19 protein-coding genes are annotated in these 24,101 nt (G+C 61.5%); 15 read left to right on the top strand and 4 right to left on the bottom strand.

Going from position 1 to position 24,101, the window contains the following annotated elements:
* Window positions 1–58: 58 nt before the first annotated feature.
* The 6 genes from glaH (at window position 59) to proP (ending at window position 7,954) form a co-directional block, all read left to right on the top strand.
* Entirely contained in the window at window positions 59–1,036 is a 978-nt protein-coding gene (gene glaH / locus ACIP02_RS10635) for a glutarate dioxygenase GlaH (protein ID WP_400616020.1), read from the top strand.
* Between the two features lie 113 nt (window positions 1,037–1,149).
* Window positions 1,150–2,400 (top strand): L-2-hydroxyglutarate oxidase, encoded by a 1,251-nt coding sequence (gene lhgO / locus ACIP02_RS10630; protein WP_400616018.1) that lies wholly within the window; start codon window positions 1,150–1,152, stop codon window positions 2,398–2,400.
* 283 nt (window positions 2,401–2,683) lie between these two features.
* Window positions 2,684–4,075: a GABA permease gene (gene gabP, locus ACIP02_RS10625; protein WP_400616016.1), complete on the top strand. Its 1,392-nt coding sequence runs from the start codon at window positions 2,684–2,686 to the stop codon at window positions 4,073–4,075.
* A 73-nt stretch (window positions 4,076–4,148) separates the two neighbouring features.
* Window positions 4,149–5,042, top strand: coding sequence for a PA4780 family RIO1-like protein kinase (locus tag ACIP02_RS10620; RefSeq protein WP_400616014.1), 894 nt, complete (start codon window positions 4,149–4,151; stop codon window positions 5,040–5,042).
* Window positions 5,043–5,257: 215 nt separating this feature from the next.
* Complete coding sequence (gene hemB / locus ACIP02_RS10615) at window positions 5,258–6,232, top strand: porphobilinogen synthase (RefSeq protein WP_013972900.1); 975 nt, start codon at window positions 5,258–5,260, stop codon at window positions 6,230–6,232.
* Between the two features lie 219 nt (window positions 6,233–6,451).
* On the top strand, window positions 6,452–7,954 hold the full coding sequence (proP, locus tag ACIP02_RS10610) for a glycine betaine/L-proline transporter ProP (RefSeq protein WP_400616010.1): 1,503 nt from the start codon (window positions 6,452–6,454) through the stop codon (window positions 7,952–7,954).
* Here proP and ACIP02_RS10605 read toward each other — a convergent pair whose 3' ends face one another.
* The 4 genes from ACIP02_RS10605 to ACIP02_RS10590 form a co-directional block, all read right to left on the bottom strand.
* Window positions 7,955–8,656, bottom strand: a complete 702-nt coding sequence (locus ACIP02_RS10605) for a YoaK family protein (RefSeq protein WP_400616008.1) — start codon at window positions 8,654–8,656, stop codon at window positions 7,955–7,957.
* A gap of 9 nt (window positions 8,657–8,665) precedes the next feature.
* On the bottom strand, window positions 8,666–9,295 hold the full coding sequence (locus ACIP02_RS10600) for a riboflavin synthase subunit alpha (protein WP_400616006.1): 630 nt from the start codon (window positions 9,293–9,295) through the stop codon (window positions 8,666–8,668).
* Window positions 9,296–9,594: 299 nt separating this feature from the next.
* Window positions 9,595–11,661, bottom strand: coding sequence for a maltose alpha-D-glucosyltransferase (gene treS / locus ACIP02_RS10595; protein WP_400616004.1), 2,067 nt, complete (start codon window positions 11,659–11,661; stop codon window positions 9,595–9,597).
* A gap of 191 nt (window positions 11,662–11,852) precedes the next feature.
* On the bottom strand, window positions 11,853–12,770 hold the full coding sequence (locus ACIP02_RS10590; RefSeq protein ID WP_400616002.1) for a LysR family transcriptional regulator: 918 nt from the start codon (window positions 12,768–12,770) through the stop codon (window positions 11,853–11,855).
* A 120-nt stretch (window positions 12,771–12,890) separates the two neighbouring features.
* Between ACIP02_RS10590 and ACIP02_RS10585 the strand changes: the two genes are divergently transcribed.
* From ACIP02_RS10585 to ACIP02_RS10545, 9 genes are all read left to right on the top strand, one after another.
* On the top strand, window positions 12,891–13,649 hold the full coding sequence (locus tag ACIP02_RS10585) for a 5-oxoprolinase subunit PxpA (protein ID WP_400615999.1): 759 nt from the start codon (window positions 12,891–12,893) through the stop codon (window positions 13,647–13,649).
* 86 nt (window positions 13,650–13,735) lie between these two features.
* Window positions 13,736–14,623 carry an allophanate hydrolase subunit 1 gene (locus tag ACIP02_RS10580; protein ID WP_400615996.1) on the top strand — a complete coding sequence of 296 codons (888 nt, stop codon included), beginning with the start codon at window positions 13,736–13,738 and terminating at the stop codon, window positions 14,621–14,623.
* Window positions 14,620–15,591, top strand: a complete 972-nt coding sequence (locus ACIP02_RS10575; protein ID WP_400615994.1) for a biotin-dependent carboxyltransferase family protein — start codon at window positions 14,620–14,622, stop codon at window positions 15,589–15,591. Before ACIP02_RS10580 ends, ACIP02_RS10575 begins: the two co-directional genes overlap by 4 nt.
* Before the next feature lie 309 nt (window positions 15,592–15,900).
* Window positions 15,901–16,776: a type IVB secretion system protein IcmH/DotU gene (icmH, locus tag ACIP02_RS10570; protein ID WP_400615991.1), complete on the top strand. Its 876-nt coding sequence runs from the start codon at window positions 15,901–15,903 to the stop codon at window positions 16,774–16,776.
* Between the two features lie 13 nt (window positions 16,777–16,789).
* Entirely contained in the window at window positions 16,790–18,868 is a 2,079-nt protein-coding gene (locus ACIP02_RS10565; protein ID WP_400615989.1) for a type VI secretion system Vgr family protein, read from the top strand.
* A complete protein-coding gene (locus tag ACIP02_RS10560) occupies window positions 18,868–19,791 on the top strand; it encodes a hypothetical protein (protein WP_400615987.1) in 924 nt (307 codons plus the stop codon). Before ACIP02_RS10565 ends, ACIP02_RS10560 begins: the two co-directional genes overlap by 1 nt.
* A complete protein-coding gene (locus tag ACIP02_RS10555; RefSeq protein ID WP_400615984.1) occupies window positions 19,788–23,015 on the top strand; it encodes a T6SS effector BTH_I2691 family protein in 3,228 nt (1,075 codons plus the stop codon). The genes ACIP02_RS10560 and ACIP02_RS10555 overlap by 4 nt, the downstream gene beginning before the upstream one ends.
* Window positions 23,012–23,827: a DUF6708 domain-containing protein gene (locus ACIP02_RS10550; protein ID WP_400615982.1), complete on the top strand. Its 816-nt coding sequence runs from the start codon at window positions 23,012–23,014 to the stop codon at window positions 23,825–23,827. The genes ACIP02_RS10555 and ACIP02_RS10550 overlap by 4 nt, the downstream gene beginning before the upstream one ends.
* Window positions 23,824–24,081, top strand: coding sequence for a PAAR domain-containing protein (locus ACIP02_RS10545; RefSeq protein WP_400615980.1), 258 nt, complete (start codon window positions 23,824–23,826; stop codon window positions 24,079–24,081). The genes ACIP02_RS10550 and ACIP02_RS10545 overlap by 4 nt, the downstream gene beginning before the upstream one ends.
* The last annotated feature ends 20 nt before the right edge of the window (window positions 24,082–24,101 follow it).

Genomic DNA, 24,101 nt, shown 5'->3' with positions numbered 1-24,101 from the left:
CACTGATCCAGGTCACTACCGGACGGCGCCACCCAACTTTCTAGCCAGGGAAACTGCCATGAACGCCTTTACGCAGATCGACGAACTTGTCATGCCGCTGCCGCTCGAGCCGCGTGGTTACACCATCGCCCCTTCGAAGCAGTCGCCGCGCCTGCTGGAACTGACCTTCGCCCGGGAAACCGTCGAGGCGTTCGTCCAGGCCGTTGCCGAGTGGCCGGTGCAGGCGCTGGAATACAAGTCGTTCTTGCGTTTTCGCGTAGGTGAAATCCTTGACGAGCTGTGCCAGGGCACCCTGCGCCCGGTGCTGCTCAACACCATCCTCGACCGCGCCACCGGCGGTATGCTGATCACCCCGGTCGGCCTGGACGACGTGAGCCAGGCCGAGGACATGGTCAAGTTCACCACGGCCTGTGCGCACCTGATCGGCCGCTCCAACTACGACGCCATGAGCGGCCAGTTCTATGCGCGCTTCGTGGTGGTCAACAGCGACAACTCCGACAGCTACCTGCGCCAGCCGCACCGGGTCATGGAGCTGCACAACGACGGCACCTTCGTCAACCAGATCACCGACTACGTGCTGATGCTGAAAATCGACGAAAAGAACATGGAAGGCGGCAACTCGCTGCTGCTGCACCTGGATGACTGGGAGCAGTGCGAGGCATTCTTCCGTCACCCGATGGCGCGCCGTGAAATGCGCTGGACCGCGCCGCCAAGCAAGAAAGTGGCCGAAGATGTGTTCCACTCGGTGTTCGATACCGATGGCGAAGGGCGCCCGACCATGCGCTACATTGACCAGTTCGTGCAGCCGGAAAACTACGAGGAAGGCATCTGGCTGAATGCGCTGTCCGATTCGCTGGAAGGCAGCGAGAATAAGGTTTCGGTACCGGTGGGTGTCGGCAGCTTCTTACTGATCAACAACCTGTTCTGGCTGCATGGCCGCGACCGTTTCACGCCGCACGACGGCCTGCGCCGCGAGCTGATGCGCCAGCGCGGTTACGTCGCCTTCCCCAAACCGCTGTACCAGCGCGGGCAATAATGACAGGACACGGGGCGACGCCCGCCCACGCGTCTTTGCACAAAACGATGCCACCAGGGTCCGCGCGGGCCTTGGTGAGCCAGCCAGGCAATGCCTGCGTGTGAGGTAAGGCTGTGTACGATTTCATCATTATTGGCGGTGGCATTGTGGGAATGTCCACGGCCATGCACCTGGTCAAGGTCTACCCGGACGCGAAGATTCTCTTGTTGGAAAAAGAGTCCGGCCCTGCCCGCCACCAGACCGGCCACAACAGCGGCGTGATTCACGCCGGCGTGTATTACACCCCCGGCAGCCTCAAGGCGCGCTTCTGCCTCGAAGGCAACAAGGCCACCAAGGCCTTTTGCACCGAGCAGGGCATTCGCTTCGATGAGTGCGGCAAACTGCTGGTCGCCACCAATGACCTGGAAATGCAGCGCATGAAGGCGCTGTGGGAGCGCACCGAGGCCAATGGCCTGGAGCGCTACTGGCTGTCGGCTGACGAGCTGCGCGAGCGCGAACCCAATATCGTTGGCATGGGTGGCATTTTTGTGCCGTCCAGTGGCATCGTCAATTACGCACAGGTGACGGCGGCCATGGGCGCCGAATTCCAGCGTGCCGGTGGCGAAATCCGCTATGGCGCCGAGGTGGTCGGCCTGCAGGAGCAGGCCAGCGAAGTGATCGTACGTACGCAACGTGACGAGTTCCGCAGCCGTTTCCTGGTGACCTGTTCGGGGCTGATGGCCGACCGCGTGGTCAGCATGCTGGGCCTGCGCACCGAGTTCGTCATCTGCCCGTTCCGTGGCGAGTACTACCTGCTGCCCAAGCAGCACAACCAGATCGTCAACCACCTGATCTACCCGATCCCCGACCCTTCGATGCCGTTCCTGGGGGTGCACCTGACCCGCATGATCGACGGCACCGTCACCGTTGGCCCGAACGCGGTACTGGCGATGAAACGCGAAGGCTACCGCAAGACCGACGTCAGCCCCGGCGACCTGCTGCAGACCCTGACCACCCCCGGTATTCTCAAGGTGCTGGCGAAAAACTTCCGCCCGGGCCTGATCGAGATGAAGAACTCGCTGTTCAAGGGCGGCTACCTCAAGCAAGTGCAGAAATACTGCCCGAGCATCACCAAGGCGGACCTCACGCCTTACCCGGCCGGCGTGCGTGCCCAGGCGGTGTCGCGCGACGGCAAGCTGATCGACGACTTCCTGTTCGTCAACACCGCGCGCAGCGTCAACGTGTGCAACGCACCGTCGCCGGCCGCCACCTCGGCCATTCCGATCGGCGCCTACATCGTCGACAAGGTGCGTGAGCAAGTCAGCCTGCAGGGCGGTAGCTTCCCCAAGGCAGACCTGGCGGCCAACCAGCGGGTGGCCAGCTGACACCCTCGTAACACCTTCTGCGGTTTCGCTTTACTCAACCCGAACTGCCCTACTCACCATTTAGGGTTTGTACAAAAAGCCGCCGAGCGGCGATCAGGCAAGGCGAAAACAGGCGAGGAAGCGGAGTTTGCTGGTTGCAAATGAGCATTCCGAGCCTGTTTTCAACGCAGCATGATCGTCGCGCAGGCACTTTTCGTACAAAGCCTAGGGCAGGGCGGGTTTTTTCGCGCCCGCGTCGGTGACGTGCAGCCCGCGGGCATGACAAAAACAACAAGGTAGTGCCATGCAAACCCACAAGAACAATTTGAGTCATGGATTGAAATCACGGCATGTAACCATGCTGTCCATTGCCGGCGTGATCGGCGCCGGCCTGTTTGTCGGCTCTGGTCGCGCCATCGCCGAAGCCGGGCCGGCCACCATCCTGGCCTATATCCTCGCGGGTGGCCTAGTGGTGCTGGTGATGCGCATGCTGGCGGAAATGGCCGTCGCCTCACCGGATACCGGTTCGTTTTCCACCTACGCCGACCTCGCCATCGGCAAGTGGGCCGGCTACACCATCGGCTGGCTGTACTGGTGGTTCTGGGTCTTGATCATTCCGATCGAGGCCAATATTGCCGCAACCATCATCAATTCCTGGGTGCCGCAGTTGGAGATCTGGGTCTTGTCGCTGGTGATCACTTTGCTGCTGACCGCCACCAACCTGTTCAGCGTGAAGAACTACGGTGAATTCGAGTTCTGGCTGGCCCTGGTCAAGGTGGTGGCCATCGTCAGCTTCATCGCCCTGGGCGCCTGTGCCATTTTCGGCCTGTTGCCAGGCTCTGGCGTCAGCGGCGTTTCGCGGCTGTGGGATACCGGCGGTTTCATGCCCAACGGCTTTGGTGCGGTACTTAGCGCTATGCTGATCACCATGTTTTCGTTCCTTGGGGCTGAAGTGGTGACCATTGCGGCGGCCGAGTCGGACGAGGCCGGCAAGCATATTTCCAAGGCCACCAATTCGGTGATCTGGCGGATTGCGCTGTTCTATATCCTGTCGATCTTCATCGTCATTGCGCTGGTACCGTGGACCGACCCGCGTCTGGCTACCGAAGGCTCCTATGTCACGGTACTGGATACCCTCGGCGTGGCCAACGCCAAGGCGATCATCGATTTCGTGGTGTTGACCTCGGTCACCAGCTGCCTCAACTCGTCGCTATACACCGCCTCGCGCATGGTCTATTCGCTGAGCCGGCGTGGTGATGCCCCTGCCTGTGCCCAGGTCACCAGCCGCAGTGGTACGCCGGTGGTGGCAGTTTTGCTGTCTACCGGTGCGGCATTCCTGGCGGTGATCGCCAATTACCTGGTGCCGGCCCAGGTGTTCGGCTTCCTCATGGCCAGCTCAGGCGCCATTGCCCTGCTGGTGTACCTGGTGATTGCCATTAGCCAGCTGCGTCTGCGTCAGCGTCTGACCGCACAGGGCAAGACCTTGAGTTACCGCATGTGGCTGTTCCCGTGGCTGACCTGGGCGGTGATCCTGTTCATCAGTAGTGTGCTGGTGCTGATGCTGTTCCGCCCGGATCACCGCATTGAAGTGGTGTCGACCATGGTGCTGGCGGTGCTGGTGGTGTGTTCCGGCCTGCTGGTCACCCGCCGCCGCGCGCGAGGGGTCTCGATTGGTAGTGTAGGGCAGGGCGCCTGAAGACAGACGAGCAAGTCGCATCAGGCTGTGAGAGGATGTCCACCATCACAGCCAGGACCCTGAACGCAGCCTGATGAAGACACCCAAAAGAATCGAACCCCTGATCGAGGACGGCCTGGTCGACGAAGTACTGCGACCGTTGATGAGTGGCAAGGAAGCCGCCGTGTATGTGGTGCGCTGCGGCAGCCAGGTGCGCTGCGCCAAGGTCTATAAAGAAGCCAACAAGCGCAGTTTCCGCCAGGCCGCCGAATACCAGGAAGGCCGCAAGGTACGTAACAGCCGCCAGGCCCGGGCCATGGCCAAGGGCAGCAAGTACGGCCGCAAAGAAGCCGAAGATGCCTGGCAAAACGCCGAAGTGGCGGCACTGTTCCGCTTGGCCGGTGCTGGTGTACGGGTACCCAAACCCTACGATTTCCAGGACGGCGTATTGCTGATGGAGCTGGTGACCGACGCCGACGGCGATGCGGCCCCGCGCCTGAACGACGTGCACCTCGAAGCCGAGGAGGCCCGCACGTTCCACGCCTTTGTCATTCGCCAGATCGTGCTGATGCTGTGTGCCGGGCTGGTGCATGGCGACCTGTCCGAGTTCAACGTGCTACTCGGCCCGGACGGGCCGGTGATCATCGACTTGCCACAGGCGGTGGATGCCGCAGCCAACAACCATGCCTTCAGCATGCTGCAGCGCGACGTGGACAACATGGCCCACTATTTCGGGCGTTTTGCCCCCGAGCTGAAAAGCACGCGGTTTGCGCAGGAAATGTGGGCGTTGTATGAGGCCGGCAAGTTGCTGCCGGATACCGCGTTGACTGGGGTGTTCGAGGAAGACGAGCATGAGGCTGACGTGGGTGGGGTGATGCGCGAGATCGATGCCGCTCGGCTGGATGACGCCCGCCGCCGTGCGGCCAAGGCCGAAGCCGAGCATGGCCCGGCCAAGGCAGAGGAGCCTACGCCGCCCTGGCTGCAGTAATGCGCCGCCTGTACTGGCCTCTTCGCGGGTGAACCCGCTCCTACAACCTGCGTTAACCCTGTAGGAGCGGGTTTACCCGCGAAGAGGCCGGAACAGGAGAACCATGCCTCATGCCAGTCATTGCCTTTGACGCAAGACAATATCTCGCCAATTAGCCTTTTCACTGGCGCCTGACAGGCATAAGGTATACGCCGTTCAAATGCCCTGGAGCAGTCATGTCCAACCAATTCCCGTCCGTTCGTCCTCGCCGCCTGCGCCAGAACGAGTCCCTGCGCACGATCTTCCAGGAAACCGAGTTCCGCCTTGAAGACCTGATCCTGCCGATCTTCGTCGAAGAAGGTATCGATGACTTCGTGCCGATCACCAGCATGCCGGGTGTCAACCGTATTCCCGAGAAGTTGCTGGCCCAGGAAATCGAGCGCTATGCCCGCGCCGGTATCAAGTCGGTGATGACCTTTGGCGTCTCGCACAACCTGGACGCCGTGGGCAGCGACACCTGGAACGAAAATGGCCTGGTGGCGCGCATGTCGCGTATCTGCAAGGACACCGTGCCGGAAATGGTGGTGATGTCCGACACCTGTTTCTGCGAATACACCAGCCATGGCCACTGCGGTGTGCTGCATGACCACGGTGTGGACAACGACGCGACCCTGGCCAACCTGGGCAAGCAGGCGGTGATTGCCGCTGCTGCCGGTGCCGATTTCATTGCCCCGTCGGCAGCGATGGACGGCCAGGTGCAGGCGATCCGCAGCGCGCTGGATGGCGCTGGCTTCCACGACACCGCCATCATGGCCTATTCCACCAAGTTTGCCTCGTCGCTGTACGGCCCGTTTCGTGAAGCCGGCGGCACTGCCCTGAAGGGCGACCGCAAGAGCTACCAGATGAACCCGATGAACCGCCGCGAAGCCGTGCGCGAGTCGCTGCTCGACGAGCAGGAAGGGGCGGACGTGTTGATGGTCAAGCCGGCCGGTGCCTACCTGGACGTGATCGCCGACATTCGCGCTGCCTCGCGCCTGCCGCTGGCGGCGTACCAGGTAAGTGGCGAGTACGCGATGATCAAGTTCGGTGGCTTGGCCGGTGCCATCGATGAAGGCCGCGTGGTGCGCGAAAGCATTGGCGCGATCAAGCGTGCCGGTGCCGACCTGATCCTGACCTACTTCGCCATGGACCTCGCCCGCGAAGGTATCTGATGCGAAGGGCGCCGCTGTCGCGGCGCATCCCTGTAGCGGCTTTAGCCGCGCAGAATCCAACACGGTGCATGGCACCGGCTACGCCGGTGTTCGCGGCTAAAGCCGCGCCTACAGGGCACCTCAAAGCTCGTCCAATACACAAAAATTTCGTAAGCGCTGAATTATTTAGTGTCCCGTTGTATCTGATCCCTTAGAGCATTCAGCGACAAGGACACGGGCATGAAATCTCGCAAGAAAAGCGTCAAACCAATCGGCCTCAAAGACATCACCATCGTCGATGACGCCAAGATGAAAAAGGCGATCACCGCCGCCGCCTTGGGTAACGCCATGGAGTGGTTCGACTTCGGCGTGTATGGCTTCGTCGCCTACGCCTTGGGCAAGGTGTTCTTCCCCAATGCCGACCCCAGCGTGCAAATGATCGCGGCATTGGCCACGTTCTCGGTGCCGTTCCTGATCCGGCCTTTGGGCGGGCTGTTCTTCGGCGCGTTGGGCGACAAGTTTGGGCGGCAGAAGATTCTCGCTGCCACCATTGTCATCATGTCGCTCAGCACCTTCGCCATCGGCCTGATACCGTCCTATGCCAGCATCGGCATCTGGGCGCCGATCCTGTTGCTGCTGGCGAAAATGGCCCAGGGCTTCTCGGTGGGTGGCGAGTACACCGGCGCGTCGATATTCGTCGCCGAATACGCCCCCGACCGCAAGCGCGGTTTTCTCGGCAGCTGGCTGGACTTCGGCTCGATCGCCGGCTTTGTGCTGGGCGCCGGGGTAGTGGTGATGATTTCCACCCTCCTCGGTGAAGAGAAGTTTCTTGAATGGGGCTGGCGCCTGCCGTTCTTTCTGGCCTTGCCATTAGGCATCATCGGCCTCTACCTGCGCCACGCACTGGAGGAAACCCCCGCGTTCCAGCAGCATGTCGACAAGATGGAGCAGGGCGACCGCGAAGGCCTGGCCTCGGGGCCGAAGGTGTCATTCAAGGAGGTGGCCACCCAGCATTGGCGCAGCCTGGTGACCTGCATTGGCGTGGTGATCGCAACCAACGTCACCTACTACATGCTGCTGACCTACATGCCCAGCTACCTGTCGCACAACCTGCACTACAGCGAAGACCATGGCGTGCTGATCATCATCGCGATCATGGTCGGCATGCTGTTCGTGCAGCCGATCATCGGCCTGATGAGCGACAAGTATGGCCGTCGCCCCTTCATCGTGGTCGGCAGTGTCGGGCTGTTTGCGCTGGCGATCCCGGCGTTCATGCTGATCAACAGCGGGGCGCTTGGGCTGATTTTCTCGGGGCTGCTGATCATCGCCGTGCTGCTGAATTTCTTCATTGGCGTGATGGCATCGACCCTGCCAGCGATGTTCCCCACTCACATCCGCTACAGCGCACTGGCCAGTGCCTTCAACATTTCGGTGCTGATCGCCGGCCTGACCCCGACCATCGCCGCCTGGCTGGTGGAGAGCAGCGGCAACCTGTACATGCCGGCCTATTACCTGATGGTGATCGCCGCGGTTGGCCTGGTCACCGGCCTGACCATGAAGGAAACCGCCAACAAGCCGTTGCGCGGTGCTGCCCCGGCGGCATCGGATATTGAAGAAGCGCGCGAACTGCTGCAGGAGCACCACGACAACATCGAGCAGAAGATCGAGGACATCGATGAGCAGATCGCGGAGCTGGAGGCCAAGCGCAAGCTGCTGGCGCAGCAGCACCCGCGCATCGATTGATCAGCGTGGCATGTAGCCACGCTGCCAGGCGCGCGGAATGAACCGCGACACCAGGGCCAGCACGCAAGCCAGCGCGCAGCTGGCGGCCAGCGCCTGCAGGCCCAGGTGTTGTTGCAGCCAGGCGCCCAGTGCGGCGCCCAGCAGCATGCCGGCCCAGGGCACCAGCTGTACACGCCAGCCATTGCGCCGTTCGCCCAGCAACCAGCGCCCCAGACCACGGCCGAAACGCGACAGGGCACCGGTAACATACGTCAGGCCGATGGGCAGGCCATTCACCTGCTCGACCACGGCGTTGATCATGCCCATGGCCAGGGTAGCGGCCAGCAATGCAGGGAAGGTGACCCCCAGCGGCCATGCCGCAGCGAACGCCAGCAGTGCGGCCACTACCAGCAACACGGGCCAGGCCCGGCGCCGGAAGCCGCGTGCGAGCAGTATGCCTAGCATATTCCCGGCAACAAACCCCAGCAGCGCGCCGCTCAGGCGTAGCACCAAGGCCAGGTCTGCTTCACTGATGGCCACCGCCAGGCGCGTGGTGTTGCCGCTCATGAACGACACGAAATCGCCCAGCGCCAGCAACCCAATGGCATCGGTCATTCCCGCCAGCACTGACAGGGCAGCCACCAGGCCGAGACCAACGCGGCCACGCAGCACTTGCAGGCGCAACCGCCTGGTCGAACGTGCTGGGAAGGCGTCAGGCAGCATGTGCAGGCCTCAGGGCAGCAGTTTTTCGCGAGCCAGGGTGCCCTTGATGGTGCGCTCCACCACGTCGACCAGCACCATGGTCTGGTGATCGACCTCGATGTTTAGCAGCTCGCCGACGTTGTAGCTGGCAAAGGTGGTTTGGCGCAGCGTTTCCGGGATCAGGTTGATCGTGACCACGTTATCTTCGACATCGGCAACGGTCAGGCTGCAGCCGTTGACCCCGATGAAGCCACGCGGGAACACGTACTTGCCCCATTGCGCGGGCATGCGGAAGGTAATGAACGCGCCGGTTTCCTTGATTGACAGCTCGACGATTTCGCCGGTGGTGGCGATGTGACCAGCCATCAGGTGGCCACCGACTTCGGCGTTCATCTTCGCCGAGCGTTCGATGTTGACGCCCTGGCCAGCCTTGAAATTGCGCAGGTTGGTGCGTTCGAGGGTGGCGGTCATGGCGTCGAACCTGACCTCGGAGCCGTTAATTTCGGTAACCGACAGGCAGGTGCCTTCGACACTGACGCTGGCGCCGATCTTCAGCTCATCGAGCAGTTCCGGGGTGAGGTCGATGGTGAACTGGTTGTGGCCCGGGTAGCTGGTCACATCAAGCAGAGGGCGGACGGCCTGGACGATGCCGGTGTACATGGTGTTGCTCCTGGGCACAGAAAAGAAAGCTAGCGAACGCTATGCTCGTAGAGCAGTAAAAGCAAGAGCCGCTTCTTTTCAAGCCCACGCGATCCCTGTAGGAGCGGCCTTGTGTCGCGAAAGGGGCGCGCAGCGGCCCCTCGATCGCAGCTTCGCCGCCGACATTGCCGGGACCGCTCTGCGGTCCTTTCGCGACACAAGGCCGCTCCTACAGGGGTAGGTGGGTGCTGGTCAGAACTTCAACTGCCACTGCCCAACCACGGTATGGTTGCGGCTGTTGCTGCCCAGCACTCAGCGCCTCAGACATGCCCACTGCTGTTGACGATCCGCAGGCACAGCGCCTCATAAGGGTCCAGGTTGACCAGCAAGCGGCCGTCCTCGGTCAGGTCGCCTTCGACGGTTTCGTTGATCATGTCCACCACCGGCCCCGGCGTGAACCCACTCAACAGCAGCTCCTCGGCAATCACTTCCTGGCCAAAGTTCAGCGCACTGATCTGGATCCCGCGCCCGGCCGGCAGTTCATGCACCATCACCAGCAACCCCGGGCTGTTGACCTCGGGCACCAGCACCTGACGACTGGTGGCAATGCCATAGGCCTGGCGCACGGCAAGCAGCTTCTTCACCTTGCAGGCGAACGAGTCGCCGTTCTCCAGCTGGCTGTCGAGGCTGCCATACAGCGCCCGGGCACGCGGCATGCCGCGCACCGACATATCGGCGTGCGGATCAAGCCCGGCCAGGTCATAGCCGCCACGGTGAATCCAGCGGGTATCGCCGTCCAGCATGCGTTCGGCCACCGCCTCGGCGGGCAAGGGCAGGGCGCCGACCAGGTCCCAGCCGGACAACGCGACCACCCCGGGCTGCATGGCGTTGAACATGACCAGCAGCAGGTGCACCTTCTGGATCAGCTCGATATCAGCCGCAGCAATCTGTTCGAGGTCACGAATACCCAGTGCGGCAGCGATGAGGCTGGCAGTGGTGCAGGCGATGCCGTTGGTGACGAAACGCAGGTTGTACGGCGCATGCTCGCCCGACAGCCGCTCGTAGATTTCCTCGCGGATATGTTCGCGCAAGATCCCGCCAGGTAGCGTCTGCCCCTTGTACAGGTACATGTCATGGGCGTGCAGGGTCCAGAAATGCACCAGCTCCACGGTCAGCTCGTCGTGGTTCTGCAGGGCGTGGATCAACGAAGCCGGGTCGATACCGAAGGCATGCATTTCCTTCAGCATCAGGCGCAGGAATTCGGTATCGCCGGTCAGCAGCGCATGCTGGTAGGCCGGGCGGGTGATGAAATCGTAGGACAGGTCGGCGCCGCCCTTGGACATCTGCGCGATGTCGTCGAGGGTCAGGTTCAGCTCCTGGAAGCTGAAACCGCCGGCCTTGCGGATCATGCCGCCGATCAGCTGGTTGCCGACGATCGACAGCGGGTGGCTTTCCGACCAGGCAGTGCCGCTGGCGCGGGTTTCCACGCCCAGAAAGCCGTTGGCGTCCAGGCGCAGGCCGCGCGCACCCAGGCAATCCAGAGCGTGCAACGCGTCGCCGATGATCATCTGCTGGGCGGCGAAGGTCGGGTCCAGCCAGTTCAGCGATGGCTGGCCTTCCTTGAAATAGTGCAAGTAGACCCAGCGCCGGGTCTTGCCGTCGACGCCCGTGATCGGTGGCGTGGCGCTCCAGTCGGTTTCTTTTACCCCCGGCTCGAAGAAGATCACCCGCTGCAATTGGCCGACGATGTAGTGGCGGGCCTTGAGCTCGTCGCACTGGGCCGGCAGCAGGTTGACCGCATCGCGGCCGGTCGGCACTTCGGGCAGCAATGGCCAGTCTTCCTCGCGAATCTCGACCATGTGATACAGCCCCGGGTAGGGCCCGTAGGCCATCTCGGCCAGGCGGAAATCGGCGCCCTTGCCGGTGTGCGACGGGATCAGGTCGTCGATGGTTACCGCATTGTGCGCGGCGGCCATGCGGCTCATCTGGATCAGCTCCGGCTCGCTGCCGTACAGCGGGTCGATGTCGAAGCTGATGCGGTCGAAGTTGCCGTCGATGCTGGGGGTAAGCTCGCGGCCAAGAATACCGCCAGAGCGCTTGATCGGGCCGGTGTGCAGGCCCTGGATGCCGATGTCCGACAGGCGCTTCCACAGCGCTTCATGGGCCAGGGCGCCGAGTACAGAGCAACCCTCGGGGGCGATGATGGCGTCGGGGTAGACGGTCAGCCAGACCGAGGCGATTTCCGTGGCCCGGCGGGGCTGGGCTTCGGCGTAGGGTTGTTGCCACAGTCGCGACTGGCCTGAGTACAGGCTGGTACGGTCCTGGGAGGCCTTGAGCATGGCGCGGTCTTCGAGCCATTTGACGTATGACGGGTCGGGCTGGGTCATTTCGCGTCCTCTTTGCGTGTCGGCACCGGCTCAGGTTATGACGGTATTGCGGTCTGATCGTTCGGTGGAGAACTCTAAGGGCCTCTTCGCGGGTGAACCCGCTCCTACAGGGATTACCACAAGTCTGAAAATTGTGGGGGCCTGTGGGAGCGGGTTTACCCGCGAAGAGGCCTGACCTGCAAACCCACCCCTCAGCGCCGGGCCGACAACTGCTGCGGCGCCAGAAACGCATCATGGAAGTAATTGCGCACCGCCTGCATCGCCGGGCTGAACGCCCGTTCCCGGTGCCAGGCCAACCCCACGCTCATCGGCGTCACCGGGTCGCTGATGGTCACCGTCTCGATGCGCTTGCCTTCCAGCGACCACGGCCGGTGTACCAGGTCTGACAGGATCGCCACACCACTGCCATTGGCGACCATGCTGCGCACGGCTTCCACCGAACTGGTCCGCACCCGCACGCTTGGCCGTTGTCCGGCCTGTTCCCAGTAGCGCATGGCACTCTGCTCGGCCTCATCGACGGTCAACAGGATGAAGGGCTCACACGCCACATCGGCCAGGCTCACCGCCGAGCGCTCGCACAGGGGGTGATGCCCGGGCAACCACAGCCGGCGCTCGGAGTTGAACAGGGTTTCCGAAACAATATCCGGGTGGGTGAGGTTGGCGGTGAGCACCACCGCCATGTCGAAGCGCCCCTCCAGCAGGCCCTGTTCAATGGCGCTGCGCTCCTGCTCGTACAGCGCCAGGGTTACGTCCGGATGCCAGTGTTCCAGGCGCTGCAAATGGTGCGGCAGAAAGTAGCCGATCACCGTATAGCTGGCAGCCAGGCGCAGCAAGCCACTGGCGCGCAGGTCCGGCAGCGGGCTGTTGAGGGCATCGTCGACGCTGCGCAGGATGACGTAAGCACGGTTCAGAAAGTGCCGGCCAGCCTCGGTCAGGCTCATTCCCTGGGCCGAGCGCTGGAACAGCAGCACGCCGAGCATTGCCTCAAGTTCCTTGATTGCGGTGGTAACCGCCGACTGGGAAATGTTCAGGTGGATCGCTGCCTGGGAAATCTGGCCGATTTCGGCAGTGGCGACGAAGTAGCGGACCTGGCGCAGGGTCAGTGACACGGTAGGCTCCCAAGGTATCTGTTTTTCCGAAGACACCCTATCTGTTTATAGATCTTCCCAAGGGGGTGCGGAGAATCTAACGTGGCTTGCATGCAGCCACAAGTGCCAGGAGATGCCGCAATGCAAGCAGTGGATTTCAACTCTGACATGGGTGAGGGCTTTGGCCCATGGACGATTGGCGACGGCGTCGACAACGAGCTGATGGGCTACATCAGCAGCGCCAACATTGCCACCGGCTTCCATGCCGGCGACCCCGGCACCATGCGCCGTACCGTCGAGCGGGCCAAGGCCCTGGGGGTTGCCGTGGGTGCACACCCGGGCTTCCGTGACCTGGTCGGCTTCGGCCGGCGGCACATCAATGCGCCGGCCCAGGAACTGGTCGACGACATGCTCTACCAACTGGGCGCCCTGCGTGAAATTGCCCGTGCCCAAGGCGTACGCCTGCAGCACATCAAGCCGCACGGCGCGCTGTACATGCACCTGGCGCGCGATGAGGAGGCCGCGCGTTTGCTGGTGGAAAACTTGCGCGTCGTCGAGCCTGAATTGCTGCTGTTCTGCATGCCAGGGTCGGTGATCTGCCGCATTGCCCAGGAACTGGGCCAGCCGGTGGTTCGCGAGTTCTATGCCGACCGCGAGTACGACTTGAGCGGCTCGATCGTGTTTACCCGCAATGTGCGGGGCTACCAGCCACAGGCGGTAGCCGAGCGTGTGTTGCGCGCTTGTCAGCAAGGTGTGGTGCGCACGGTCGAAGGCCAGGACCTGGCCATCGCGTTCGACTCCATCTGCCTGCACAGTGACACCCCGGGCGCGCTTGACCTGGTCGAGGCCACGCGCAAGGCGCTGGATACGGCCGGCATCGAGGTGCGTGCACCGCGCTGAGTGAGGCATTTGGCGGATACAAGCCGGAGCCTGTGTATGTTGTTTTTGCCTGTCTTTCTATAAAGATTCCAAGAAAAGGAATAGTCATGGCCGAATCGCTTGCTACAACCCCCATCCGCTACAGCTTCGGCGCAGACGAACACCTGTTTGCCGAAGTCAGCGAGAGCATGTCACTGGAAGCGTTCTTCAAGGGCATGGCCGTCACCCGCGCGGTGGAGCGGTTGGCCCTGGACGGCGTGCTCGATGTATGCCTGGCCAACGCCTCGTTCCAGATCCGCTTCGACCCTGACCGCATTGCCCCCGAAGCCCTGCTAAACGCCGTGCGCGGCGCCGAAGCGCAGGCGGTGGCCGAGCGTTCGTTGCACACGAGGATCATCGAGATCCCGGTGCTGTACAACGACCCTTGGACCCACGAAACGCTGATGCGCTTTCGCGATCGCCACCAGGACCCGACCAGCACCGACCTGGAGTACGCCGCACGCATCAATGGCCTGGCCGATGTCGAGGCGTTCATTGCCGCGCACAGCGGCGCGCCGTGGTTCGTGTCGATGGTCGGCTTCGTCGCCGGCCTGCCGTTCATGTTCCAGATGGTCGAGCGCGAGCGGCAGTTGCAGGTGCCCAAGTACCTGCGCCCGCGCACCGACACGCCCAAGCTCACCCTCGGCCATGGTGGTTGCTTCGGTTGCATCTACTCGGTGCGCGGGGCAGGCGGCTACCAGATGTTCGGCGTTACCCCGGCGCCGATCTACGACCCGCAGCAGACCTTGAATTACCTCAAGGAGCACATGGTGTTCTTCCGCCCCGGCGACATCGTGCAGTTCAAGCCCATTGATCGCCGCGCCTATGACCAGGCGGTGGCAGAGGTGGAAGAAGGCCGTTTCGACCTGCGTATTCGCCCGGTGGAGTTTTCCCTGGACGCCTTCCTCGCCGACCCGGTCGGCTACCCGAAATCGCTGCAGGAGGTGCTGGCATGATCAAGGTACTTAAACCGGGCCTGGCGACTTCTGTGCAGGACCTTGGCCGTGAAGGCTATTACCACTTGGGCATTCCGCCGTCTGGCGCACTCGACCAGTATGCCTTGAGCGCGGCCAACCACCTGGTGGGCAACCCGGCGGGTGCTGCCGGGCTGGAATGCGCATTGGTAGGGCCGGAGCTGGAGTTCCAGCAGGATACGCTGGTGGCCGTGTGCGGTGCGCAGATGCCGGCACTGCTCGATGGCCGCGAACAGCGCCCGGACACGGCGTTTGCCGTGCGTGCCGGGCAAGTGCTGCGCTTTGGCTTCCCCACGGCAGGCGCCCGGGCCTATCTGGCCGTGGCTGGCGGCATTGATGTGCCTGAGGTGCTGGGCAGCCGTTCGACTTACGCGCTGGGGGCCTTGGGTGGCTTTCAGGGCCGCAAGTTGATGGCAGGCGACCTGTTACCGGTAGGTGTACCCAGCGGCAAAAGCCGCGCTGGCGCCAGTCTACCGATGGCCTTGCGCCAGGCCCTGGGCGGCGAAGTCGTGCTGCGGGTGGTGCCGGGGTTGTATTTTCACCGCTTGAGCGAAGCGGCGGCGCAGCGCTTTTTCACCGAGGCCTGGACTGTTGGCTCTGAAGCGGACCGGATTGGCTACCGCTACAAGGGCGGCAGCGCCTTGGGCTTCCAGCCGCGGGAACAGCCATTCGGTGCCGGCTCGGACCCCTCGAACATCGTCGACAGCTGCTACCCGATCGGTTCGATCCAGGTGCCGGCGGGGCTGGAGCCGATCATCCTCCACCGCGATGCCGTGTCGGGGGGTGGTTACGCCATGATTGGCACGGTGATCAGCGCCGACCTCGACCTGGTCGGGCAGATGCAACCGAACCAGCCGGCGCGGTTCCTGAAAGTGAGCATGGAGCAGGCGCTGGAAGCGCGGCGCTCGTACAAGAAGAAACTTGGTTGCCTAGGCAGGTTGTTCAGTTGACCTTCTACAGGTTATTCAAGACCTGAAAGCGAGAGCAGTCCCTGTAGGAGCGGGCGCGCCCGCGAAGAATCCTGCGCGGTGGATGGCACCGGCTTCGCCGGTGTTCGCGGGCACGCCCGCTCCCACAAGTACAGCGTGATGCAGAAACTTTTGGCAGCACGTGGGAGGGTTTTCTTCTGTTTCAAGAACAGTAGATCAGTCGACTTTTCCTACAGCGTATCAGGAAGTGCCAGACTCCCCACAGAATGGCTTCCCCGGTAGGTTCGTGTCTTCAGTTAGTTGGAAGACAAGGACCCGTTCATCCCGTTCATGCCTCGCCCACCCTCTACTTCCCCCAAGAAAAGCGGGGACGGCAATGATAGCCATGACGCATCGGACAACAGCATGCTCGCCATGCTCGAAGTCCAGGCAGAGGGCGACTCGCCTTATCCGGCCGGTCAAGGCGTGCACACCGACGAGGCGGGCTACCTGGCGGATCCCGAATTCCGACTGCGCGGCGGTTACGACAACCTGATGCTCGACGCGGCCGCGCAACTGTTCGGCCTTGTCATCCGCCTGCGCACCCTGGACGAGCTGCCCAACATCGCGTTCGTGCACCAGCGCGTGCAAACGCAGATCCACGCCATCCGTGAAGAGATGCAGCACCACGGTTATCCGCCCATGCATCTGGAAGCCTATTCCTACGCCCTGTGCCTGTACATCGACGAAGCCGTAATGAGTCGCCCTTGGGGCAACAATTCGTGCTGGAGCCAGGAACCATTGCTGAGCATCTTCCACGACGAAACCCACGGTGGCGAAAAGATCTTCCTGTTGCTGGAACGGATAATGCTGTCGCCCAAGGAATTCCAGGATGTACTGGAACTCCTGTACTTCTGCCTTTGCCTGGGGCTGCGGGGCAAGTACGCCCTCGACCCCAAGGGCGACGAAATCATCAACGCCCTGATCACGCGGATGCACAAGGCCATTCGCGAGCTGCGCGGCCCCACGCCGGGACAGCTGTGCGACCCCGCTATCAATGTTGCCGATCGCCCCTACCGCAGGCCACGCCGGTATTGGCCCGGATGGAGCCCGCTGGTGATTTCGGCCATCGCCATGGCCTGTGCCTACTGCTACTACAGCTACCGCCTTAGCCTGACCACCGCCGAAGTTCTTCAGTCGCTCGACAGCATCATGTCAAGGCCGTAGCAGGGAAATCCGCATGCCTACTCAATCCGATTTGCGCTTTACCTTTGAGCCTCTGGTCGGCCAGCTTGAGTTCGAAGTGGTGTCGTTCACACTTGACGAAGCGATCAGCTCACCGTTCCAGCTGAAGCTGGAGTTGGTCAGTTTCGAAGGCGATGTCGACTTCGGCCAGTTGCTCGACAAGCCGGTGCTCTTCACCCTCTGGCGCGGTATGCGAATACTGCGTCACGTACACGGCCTGGTCAGCAGTTTCAGCCAGGGCGAAACCGGCCATCATCGCACCCGCTACCGTGCGCTGGTCGAACCGCAGTTGGCCCGGGCCGCGTTGCGTTCCAACTGGCGCATTTTCCAGCACAAGACCGTGCCGCAAATCATCGAACTGATGCTGCAGGGCCAAGGCATAAACCGATTCGAAATCAAGAGCCTCGGCGAGCACCAGGTGCGCGAATTCTGCGTGCAGGCCGGCGAAACCGACCTCGACTTCATCGCCCGTCTGGCTGGCGAGGAGGGTTTTGTCTACCGCTTCGAACACACGCCCAAACACCATCAACTGATCATTACCGACCGCCTGCTGGCGCTGGGGCCGATCAGCCGGGGTGCGATCAAGGCCGACGACGATGATGAAGGCTTATTCGACGAGGACGACGTCGGGCCCGACCAGGTGCTTTACCGCGCCAACAGCGGTGGCGATCAGGCCAGGCCGTGCCTGCGCCGCTTGCGTTACAGCGAGCAGGTGCGCACCGCCAGGCAGGTGCAGCGGGACTACACCTTCACCAACCCGCAATACCGCCAGGAACACCGCGCGATTGATGGCAACATCACTCACCAGTCGCAGCACTACGAGCGCTTCGACTACCCCGGGCGCTACAAGCGTGATGCGGTCGGCGTCCCGTTCACCGCCACCCGCCTCACGGGCTTGCGCCACGATGCGTGCATTGCCGAGGTAGAAGGCGATGATGTACGCCTGCAACCGGGGCTGAGCTTCACCCTCATCGAACACCCGCGTGAAGACCTCAACGTGCATTGGCGCACGATCAGCTTGCACCACGAAGGCATCCAGTTCACCAGCCTGCTGGAAGAGGCCGCCGGTGCCGATCAGGGTACCCGTTACACGCAGAAAGCCGTGCTGGTGCCCGGCCGGGGTGAATGGCGCCCGGCACCGTTGGCCAAACCGCGTATCGATGGCCCGCACATGGCGACTGTCGTTGGCCCGCCCGGCGAGGAGATCTATTGCGATGAGTGGGGCCGGGTCAAGGTCAGCTTCCCCTGGGACCGGGAAAGCAACAACAACGAATTCAGCTCCTGCTGGGTGCGGGTATCCCAAGGTTGGGCGGGCGGCAGCTGGGGCACGATGGCGATTCCACGGATTGGCCAGGACGTGATCATCCAGTATGTCAACGCCGACCCGGACCAGCCGATGATTACCGGGCGCACCTACTGCGGCGATCAGCTTCCGCCGTATGACCTGCCGGAGCACAAGACACGCATGACCATCAAGAGTCAGACCCACAAGGGGGATGGTTTCAACGAGCTGCGTTTCGAGGACGAGCTTGGCAAGGAGGAAGTATTCATTCATGCCCAGCGGGACCAGAACAATGTGGTCGGCCATGATGAGACCACGCGGGTCGGGCGCAACCGGGTCGAGCAGGTTGGCAATGACGAGCAACTGAGCGTTGGTAACCACTACAGCCAGGCAACAGGCGGCAACCATACACAGTTCATCGGGCAACACTGCCAGGTGGAGATCAGACAGGACCTGACAGAGAAAGTCGGCAACAATCGCAGCGAATCTACCGCCGGCAATCAGCATGTCTTCGTCGGCAACGACAGCGGGCTGGTCGTCAAAGGTGCGCAAAGGGTCAGCGTCGGAAACGGCATGGAGCAACTCACGACGGTCTATCAGTTACGGGCTAGTGAGCGCATCGAGCTGCAAACCCCAGGTGGCAGCATCGTGCTGGATCAGCGGGGCATCACCATCAACGGGTTGACACTTGACCTGCAGGGGCAGACCCGGGCAGCTGCGCAAGGGGCAGGCAGCAACCAGTCGCTGGCACTGACGGCGAATGCCAGTACCCAGTGTGAGGTCAACGTCTGATGGGCACTGAAAGCCTGGTAAGCCAAATTGAAAAACACCACGCAGTAAACGTGTACTGCCATGTGCTGATCGACCCGCTTGCGAGCGCCGGCAAGGGTGACCATGCCTTGCTGGCCCGGCTGCGCGAGGCCTTGGGTGAACACGCATTGACGCGTGTGCCCCGGGCCGACCTGCTCCATGCACCCCACTTGCACCCCGTGCTGGTTTGTCTGTCCTCCCCGGGAACCTCGCCATGCCGTTCATTGCTGGAACTGGCGGCCCGGGCCGCGCAGCGCGGGCTGTATCAGCGCCGGCGCCACGTGTGCGGCTGGCTGTTCAGTGAGGCGCCATCGGCAGCCGTTGCTTCGCACCTCAAGGGGCTGTGCCGGGTGCCCGATACGAAACGGGAATCCAGTTTCTATCCGGTCTATGAACCCGTACGGCTGGAGCTGCTTGCGGCGACGTTCAAGCAGGTGGAACAAGGCCCATGGTGGCCGATCGGCAACTGGGTGTTTTTGAGTAGCGGAGGGAGGCTGGCCAACCTGAAAGGCCAGAGTGGTCGACAGTACCCGTTACCGGTGGCGGCGCTGCGCATTCAGCAAGATGTGCCTGTGATTGAGCGCGTGCTGGCCAGCTGGAGAGTGTTGCGGGCAGGCTCGACCGATGCCCGCCAGTGCCAGATTCCGCCGTTTGCAGCCGTCCGTGTGTCCAACCACATCGATGATGCGCGCAGCCTTGGATTGAATGACACGGAAGACATCGCCGTTCTCGCCCTGCATCAACTGTGCATCCATCCCCGGATGCACACGCTTGCCGAAGTGCGCAGCATGATCGACGCGGTCGTTAGGGGCCAGCTTGCGCTCGCGCCATTGCTCGCCCGTTACTCCGAGGCGCATTGGCGCCGCCTGAGCGAATCCTTGCCAAAGTCGGAGAGCCGCTTGTGACCATCAGCCAACGTATTGCCCTTGCCGTCGCTGAAGCCGGGCTCCCGCACGACCAGTGCATGTCTTGCGAACGCCAGGGGCTGCCGATTTTACCCCTGCGCCGCGCTCTGGTGCCGGATACCCGGCCGCAGTGCATCACTACCGTCGCAGGTAGCCTGCACATTTCGACCCGGATCGGCCTGCGCACCCTGCGCATGGGCTACCTGTATGTGCTGCTCGACCAGCAGGTCTGGCATGCCTACGAAGTCAGCGAACAGGGGCATCTGCGTCGCTTCAACCCTTACGAGCCACCCGACGGCCTGCCCAGGCCGTTGCCGGAAAAGTGCGTGCATGAAAACCACGACATTCCTTCGTCCTTCCTCAACATCGATACTGCTAAATACAACAGCGCCTGGTTGGCCTTTTCCAGCGATGCCTGGCCAGCCAGTGTGCTGAATGCCTACAAGAAAGGCGTGGCGCCAGCGCACCGTTTTGAAGGCCTGGACCTGACCCAGGCGCGCAACAACCCTGAACTGCTGGGCATGGCCATGACGCCCGACAGCTTGCAGGTCGACACGCAGGTGTTCGAATACACCCAGCAGGCTTGCTCACCCTTCGACAGCGCGCATGGCTTCCACAGCCGCTGGCTGCGCCGGTTCGCCCTGCGTGGTCATGTGATCAATGCGATGAACCGGCACAAGCTGGAAAACGGCGTGCTGGCAGTGGTGCTCGACGATACGGTGGGCCTGATTCAGGAGTACAACCACCAGCGGCTGAACTGGGTAGTGAAGCGCCAGGTCTGGCGCGAAGAGCCCATGCGGGCCTATCAGCTGCAGACCTCGCAGATTTTGCAGGTCATCCGTGCCACGCACAGGGAATGGGCGGGGCAGAAGGTGCCGTCGATGGCGCCAACGACGGGAGACGGGCCACCGGTGTTCGTGGACCCGGCAGTGGAGCGTCAGCGCCTGGTCGAGCGTGCGCAACTGGAAAGCGACGAGAGGCTCGAAGAGCGCTACCACGAGCCGCAGCGGGCCGCGTTTCAGGCCGATTACGACCGTCAGGAAATCGAATTTCAACGCTATATCGACAAAGATGCGCAAGCCTACGTTGCGTTGTTCGACACCCCGATGTTCAAGGTGGCCGAGCAATACGACTATGACGGTCACAATCGCGAATCCGGTGTGGCCTACGCGAAGACCATGGCCCTGTGCCTGGGCGGTGGTGTCACGGACGCGGTTGTATCCAGCCTGGAACCACGCAGCCCCGCTTCCGGAACCAGCGAACTACTCTGGTTGAAATGGCTGCAGGCCCCTGACAGTCCTCCCTACCGCGCCTTGCTGATGCGTGACCGCGCACTGCTGGCCGCGCTGCTGCCCAGTTTCTCCGCCAGCGAAGCCGTCAACTGGAACGACAGCGACAGGCTCTACAGCGTGCTGAGCAAGATCATCGCTAGCGACGACGCCGGTTTGCGTATGCGCAATACCCTCAAGCAGGCCATTGCCGAGACGCAGAGCGCGCTCAATGCCGCCAGCCAGCGACTGACGCCAAACCTTGCGCCTGGCATTCAGAATGCTGTGCGGCACCTGAACAGCGCGACGCAGTTTCTGTACAACGGCGTACACCTGATCGAGATGGAAGTGAAGATGAAGCTGGGCGAGTACTACGCCCTGCAGAGCGCCCACCTGCGCGAATTACAGCACAAGGCCAACGCCACGATCGCCGAGGCGCGCGACCGGATGCATCGCAGCATTGATGACTTCGAGTTCGGCTCGATGAAGTCGCTGCAGAAGGTGCGGCCGATCATCCAGCACGGCCTGATGAGCCTGGCAGTGCTCGACCCGCGGTTCACCCACATGATGATCAGTGTGACGGTGTGGGTCGAGGGAAAGGCAGAGGACGTGCATGGCCGGTTGTTTGAGGAGGCCGACATGAAGGTGACCCAGGCAAGCAGTGCGGCGCAGATTGCCTTGGTAGACATTTCGGTGGCAGCAGGAACGCTCGATAGCAATGCGCGCAAGTTGCTTGAGGGGATGCGGATCACTTCGGCGCAGGCAGGTAAGTTGGTGCGGACCGGCTTCTCGGGTTTACGGGGAGTGGCTGGGAGTTGGGAGGTGCTGCTGGCGATAGGTGGGTTGTATTTGCAGCAAGACAGTTTGGCCCGGAATCTGGAGAAGGCGGAGGCTGAGATTGGACCGGGAGCGCATGAGGCCAAGTTGGCGCTGCAGGGGTCTCAAATGGGATTATTAGGAGGGCAGATCGAATTCGTTGGGCTTCTGTTAAGATCAAGTGCAGAAAAAATTGGTAAGCCGTGGGCTAAGCGCACATCAGGAACTGCAGTGACGCTAATAAAGCTCGGCGCCATAATCAGTGCGGTAGCAGGAGTTTTTGACACGGTGCAAGCGCATTCTGCCGGAAAGCGCGCATCAGCAAAGGGGGATACTAAAGCGGGAAAGCTATATTCCATTACGAGCTTCGCTTATGGGGTTTCAACCGGGCTATTCGCCTATGCGGTGTTTAACTCTTTCGTTTTAGGATCTTTGGGTTTGGCTGTGTTGCTGGCGCTTAGTGCATATGCACTTAGCAAGTGGGCCGAAGAAAGCGAGTCTACCGCCCTTGAGCGTTGGGCGAGTCGATGCTGTTTTGGTAAGGCTGATGAAAAGCTGGCGGTGGTTTGGCGTGTTCCTGAATATGCAGACATTGCGTTTGCAGAGCTTAATGCGGCCACGCTCGGTGTACGTGCGGCGATTAATTTTGAGACCAAGCGCTCAAGCGAACCGACTGCTTCCAAGATTGGTGGACTTGTCAGCTTGGAGTTAGAGCATGAACTTAAGTTCTTAGTTTACTTGCCTGGGTATACTGATGGACGATCAGCTTTTCGTTGGACCCTGGTAGTACATCGTAATGGCGACGGTGTTTTCCCCGATTTCGTGGGCGGAGAGACCCTGATTGTTGATGAGCATCAAGCCTATCCAGTCAAGGCTCTCACCAAGACCTCCAATTTCTCTGGCTTCTCTCCGCCCAGGGTGCCTGACCACAAAAGTGATTTTTTAGTGAATAGAAAGCGTAAGTCATCAGGTACAGATGATTTATCTACTATTTGGTTGGAAATTACAGGTGCTGTAGACCTCATGGCGACTATTGGGCAACATACCATTAACGCTGCGACCCTGGTAGTGATGTATTGGCCAGATAGAAACATGCCGGAGGCTTATGTAGAGATTGGCGTCAAGGAGGTCAATGAGTGAAAAACAAATCCAAGGCCCTTTGGGGGCGGGCGTTAAGTTGGAGCTATGACCTGCCTGATGTAAGCTCAGAGACAATCCCGCGCTTTAGTTTTGAGGATATAGATCCATCGCCAAATTATTTGGATGAGGTTTGCCTAGAGATTCCGCGGTCTACTGTTAGCTTGCGCGGGCTTGCAGTATTGCTTGGGCTTCCAGGTCTGGTGTTGGCCCTTTGGGTGCTTATTCCATTGTACTGGAGCATGCTGGATGACAATTGGTCGCGTGATTGGCATGTTGCTCTTGTAGCGGTTGTAATGCCGCTGGTTGGTTTGTGGGCTGTTGCATCCTTTGTAAAAATGGACTTGATGCTCCCAAGAGATGAACCCATCCGCTTCAATCGCCTACGCCGAAAAATCTACCTCTATCAATTCAGATTACACTACATCTACCTGTTCAGCCGCAAACACTGGGGCGTCAAACCCGTCGCCTACAACTGGGACGACGTAACCGCCGAAGTCTACCGAGTCTACGCCCCCGGCCACGGCGGCCTGATCGAAAACGTCATGCTGTCAGTCCGCAACCCGGAAACCAACGAAGTCATCGACCGAGTGTTCTTCACCCACGACCTCTACCACGGCGAGGCATACTGGGCCATCGCCCGGCTATTCATGCAGCAAGGCCCCGAGGCCCTGCCGAAGTTCGTACACCCGCCCCGTGACTGGAACGATGACGATGGCCTCAGCCATATGCACTGCCTGGCGCCGAAGGTTCATTGGCCAGAGGCGATGGATCGAGAATCTCGCACCGCGCCGTCTGAAGGAGAAGCCCAATGAACCCTGTTGTACTGGTAGGGCATCGACATGTATGCCCGTTGCATGGTGTCAACCAGGTCGAAAGCGGCAGTGCTGCGTATACGTTCAATGGCAGAGCGGTTGCCAGGGTGGGTGACCGTACTACCTGTGGTGCTGTAATCGAAAGTGGCGCTGAGCATTTCCTGATCGAGGGGGCGGCGGTGGCGCGCAAGGGTGACCAGACTGATCACGGTGGCGTGCTGGACGAGGGCGATGCCGGGTGGTTGCTGGATTGATGAGCGAACGGATGCCTTAA

It is taken from the genome of Pseudomonas sp. NPDC089408 (assembly GCF_044749445.1).
GTDB lineage: Bacteria > Pseudomonadota > Gammaproteobacteria > Pseudomonadales > Pseudomonadaceae > Aquipseudomonas.
This window is presented reverse-complemented; position numbering and strand designations above follow the sequence as displayed.

What these genes read in the sequence shown, in the direction of transcription:
- glaH (WP_400616020.1), top strand. Translation starts at nt 59, where the DNA reads ATGAACGCCTTTACGCAGATCGACGAACTTGTCATGCCGCTGCCGCTC.
- gabP (WP_400616016.1), top strand. Translation starts at nt 2,684, where the DNA reads ATGCAAACCCACAAGAACAATTTGAGTCATGGATTGAAATCACGGCAT.
- ACIP02_RS10620 (WP_400616014.1), top strand. Translation starts at nt 4,149, where the DNA reads ATGAAGACACCCAAAAGAATCGAACCCCTGATCGAGGACGGCCTGGTC.
- hemB (WP_013972900.1), top strand. Translation starts at nt 5,258, where the DNA reads ATGTCCAACCAATTCCCGTCCGTTCGTCCTCGCCGCCTGCGCCAGAAC.
- proP (WP_400616010.1), top strand. Translation starts at nt 6,452, where the DNA reads ATGAAATCTCGCAAGAAAAGCGTCAAACCAATCGGCCTCAAAGACATC.
- ACIP02_RS10605 (WP_400616008.1), bottom strand. Translation starts at nt 8,656, where the DNA reads ATGCTGCCTGACGCCTTCCCAGCACGTTCGACCAGGCGGTTGCGCCTG.
- ACIP02_RS10600 (WP_400616006.1), bottom strand. Translation starts at nt 9,295, where the DNA reads ATGTACACCGGCATCGTCCAGGCCGTCCGCCCTCTGCTTGATGTGACC.
- treS (WP_400616004.1), bottom strand. Translation starts at nt 11,661, where the DNA reads ATGACCCAGCCCGACCCGTCATACGTCAAATGGCTCGAAGACCGCGCC.
- ACIP02_RS10585 (WP_400615999.1), top strand. Translation starts at nt 12,891, where the DNA reads ATGCAAGCAGTGGATTTCAACTCTGACATGGGTGAGGGCTTTGGCCCA.
- ACIP02_RS10580 (WP_400615996.1), top strand. Translation starts at nt 13,736, where the DNA reads ATGGCCGAATCGCTTGCTACAACCCCCATCCGCTACAGCTTCGGCGCA.
- ACIP02_RS10575 (WP_400615994.1), top strand. Translation starts at nt 14,620, where the DNA reads ATGATCAAGGTACTTAAACCGGGCCTGGCGACTTCTGTGCAGGACCTT.
- icmH (WP_400615991.1), top strand. Translation starts at nt 15,901, where the DNA reads ATGCCTCGCCCACCCTCTACTTCCCCCAAGAAAAGCGGGGACGGCAAT.
- ACIP02_RS10565 (WP_400615989.1), top strand. Translation starts at nt 16,790, where the DNA reads ATGCCTACTCAATCCGATTTGCGCTTTACCTTTGAGCCTCTGGTCGGC.
- ACIP02_RS10560 (WP_400615987.1), top strand. Translation starts at nt 18,868, where the DNA reads ATGGGCACTGAAAGCCTGGTAAGCCAAATTGAAAAACACCACGCAGTA.
- ACIP02_RS10545 (WP_400615980.1), top strand. Translation starts at nt 23,824, where the DNA reads ATGAACCCTGTTGTACTGGTAGGGCATCGACATGTATGCCCGTTGCAT.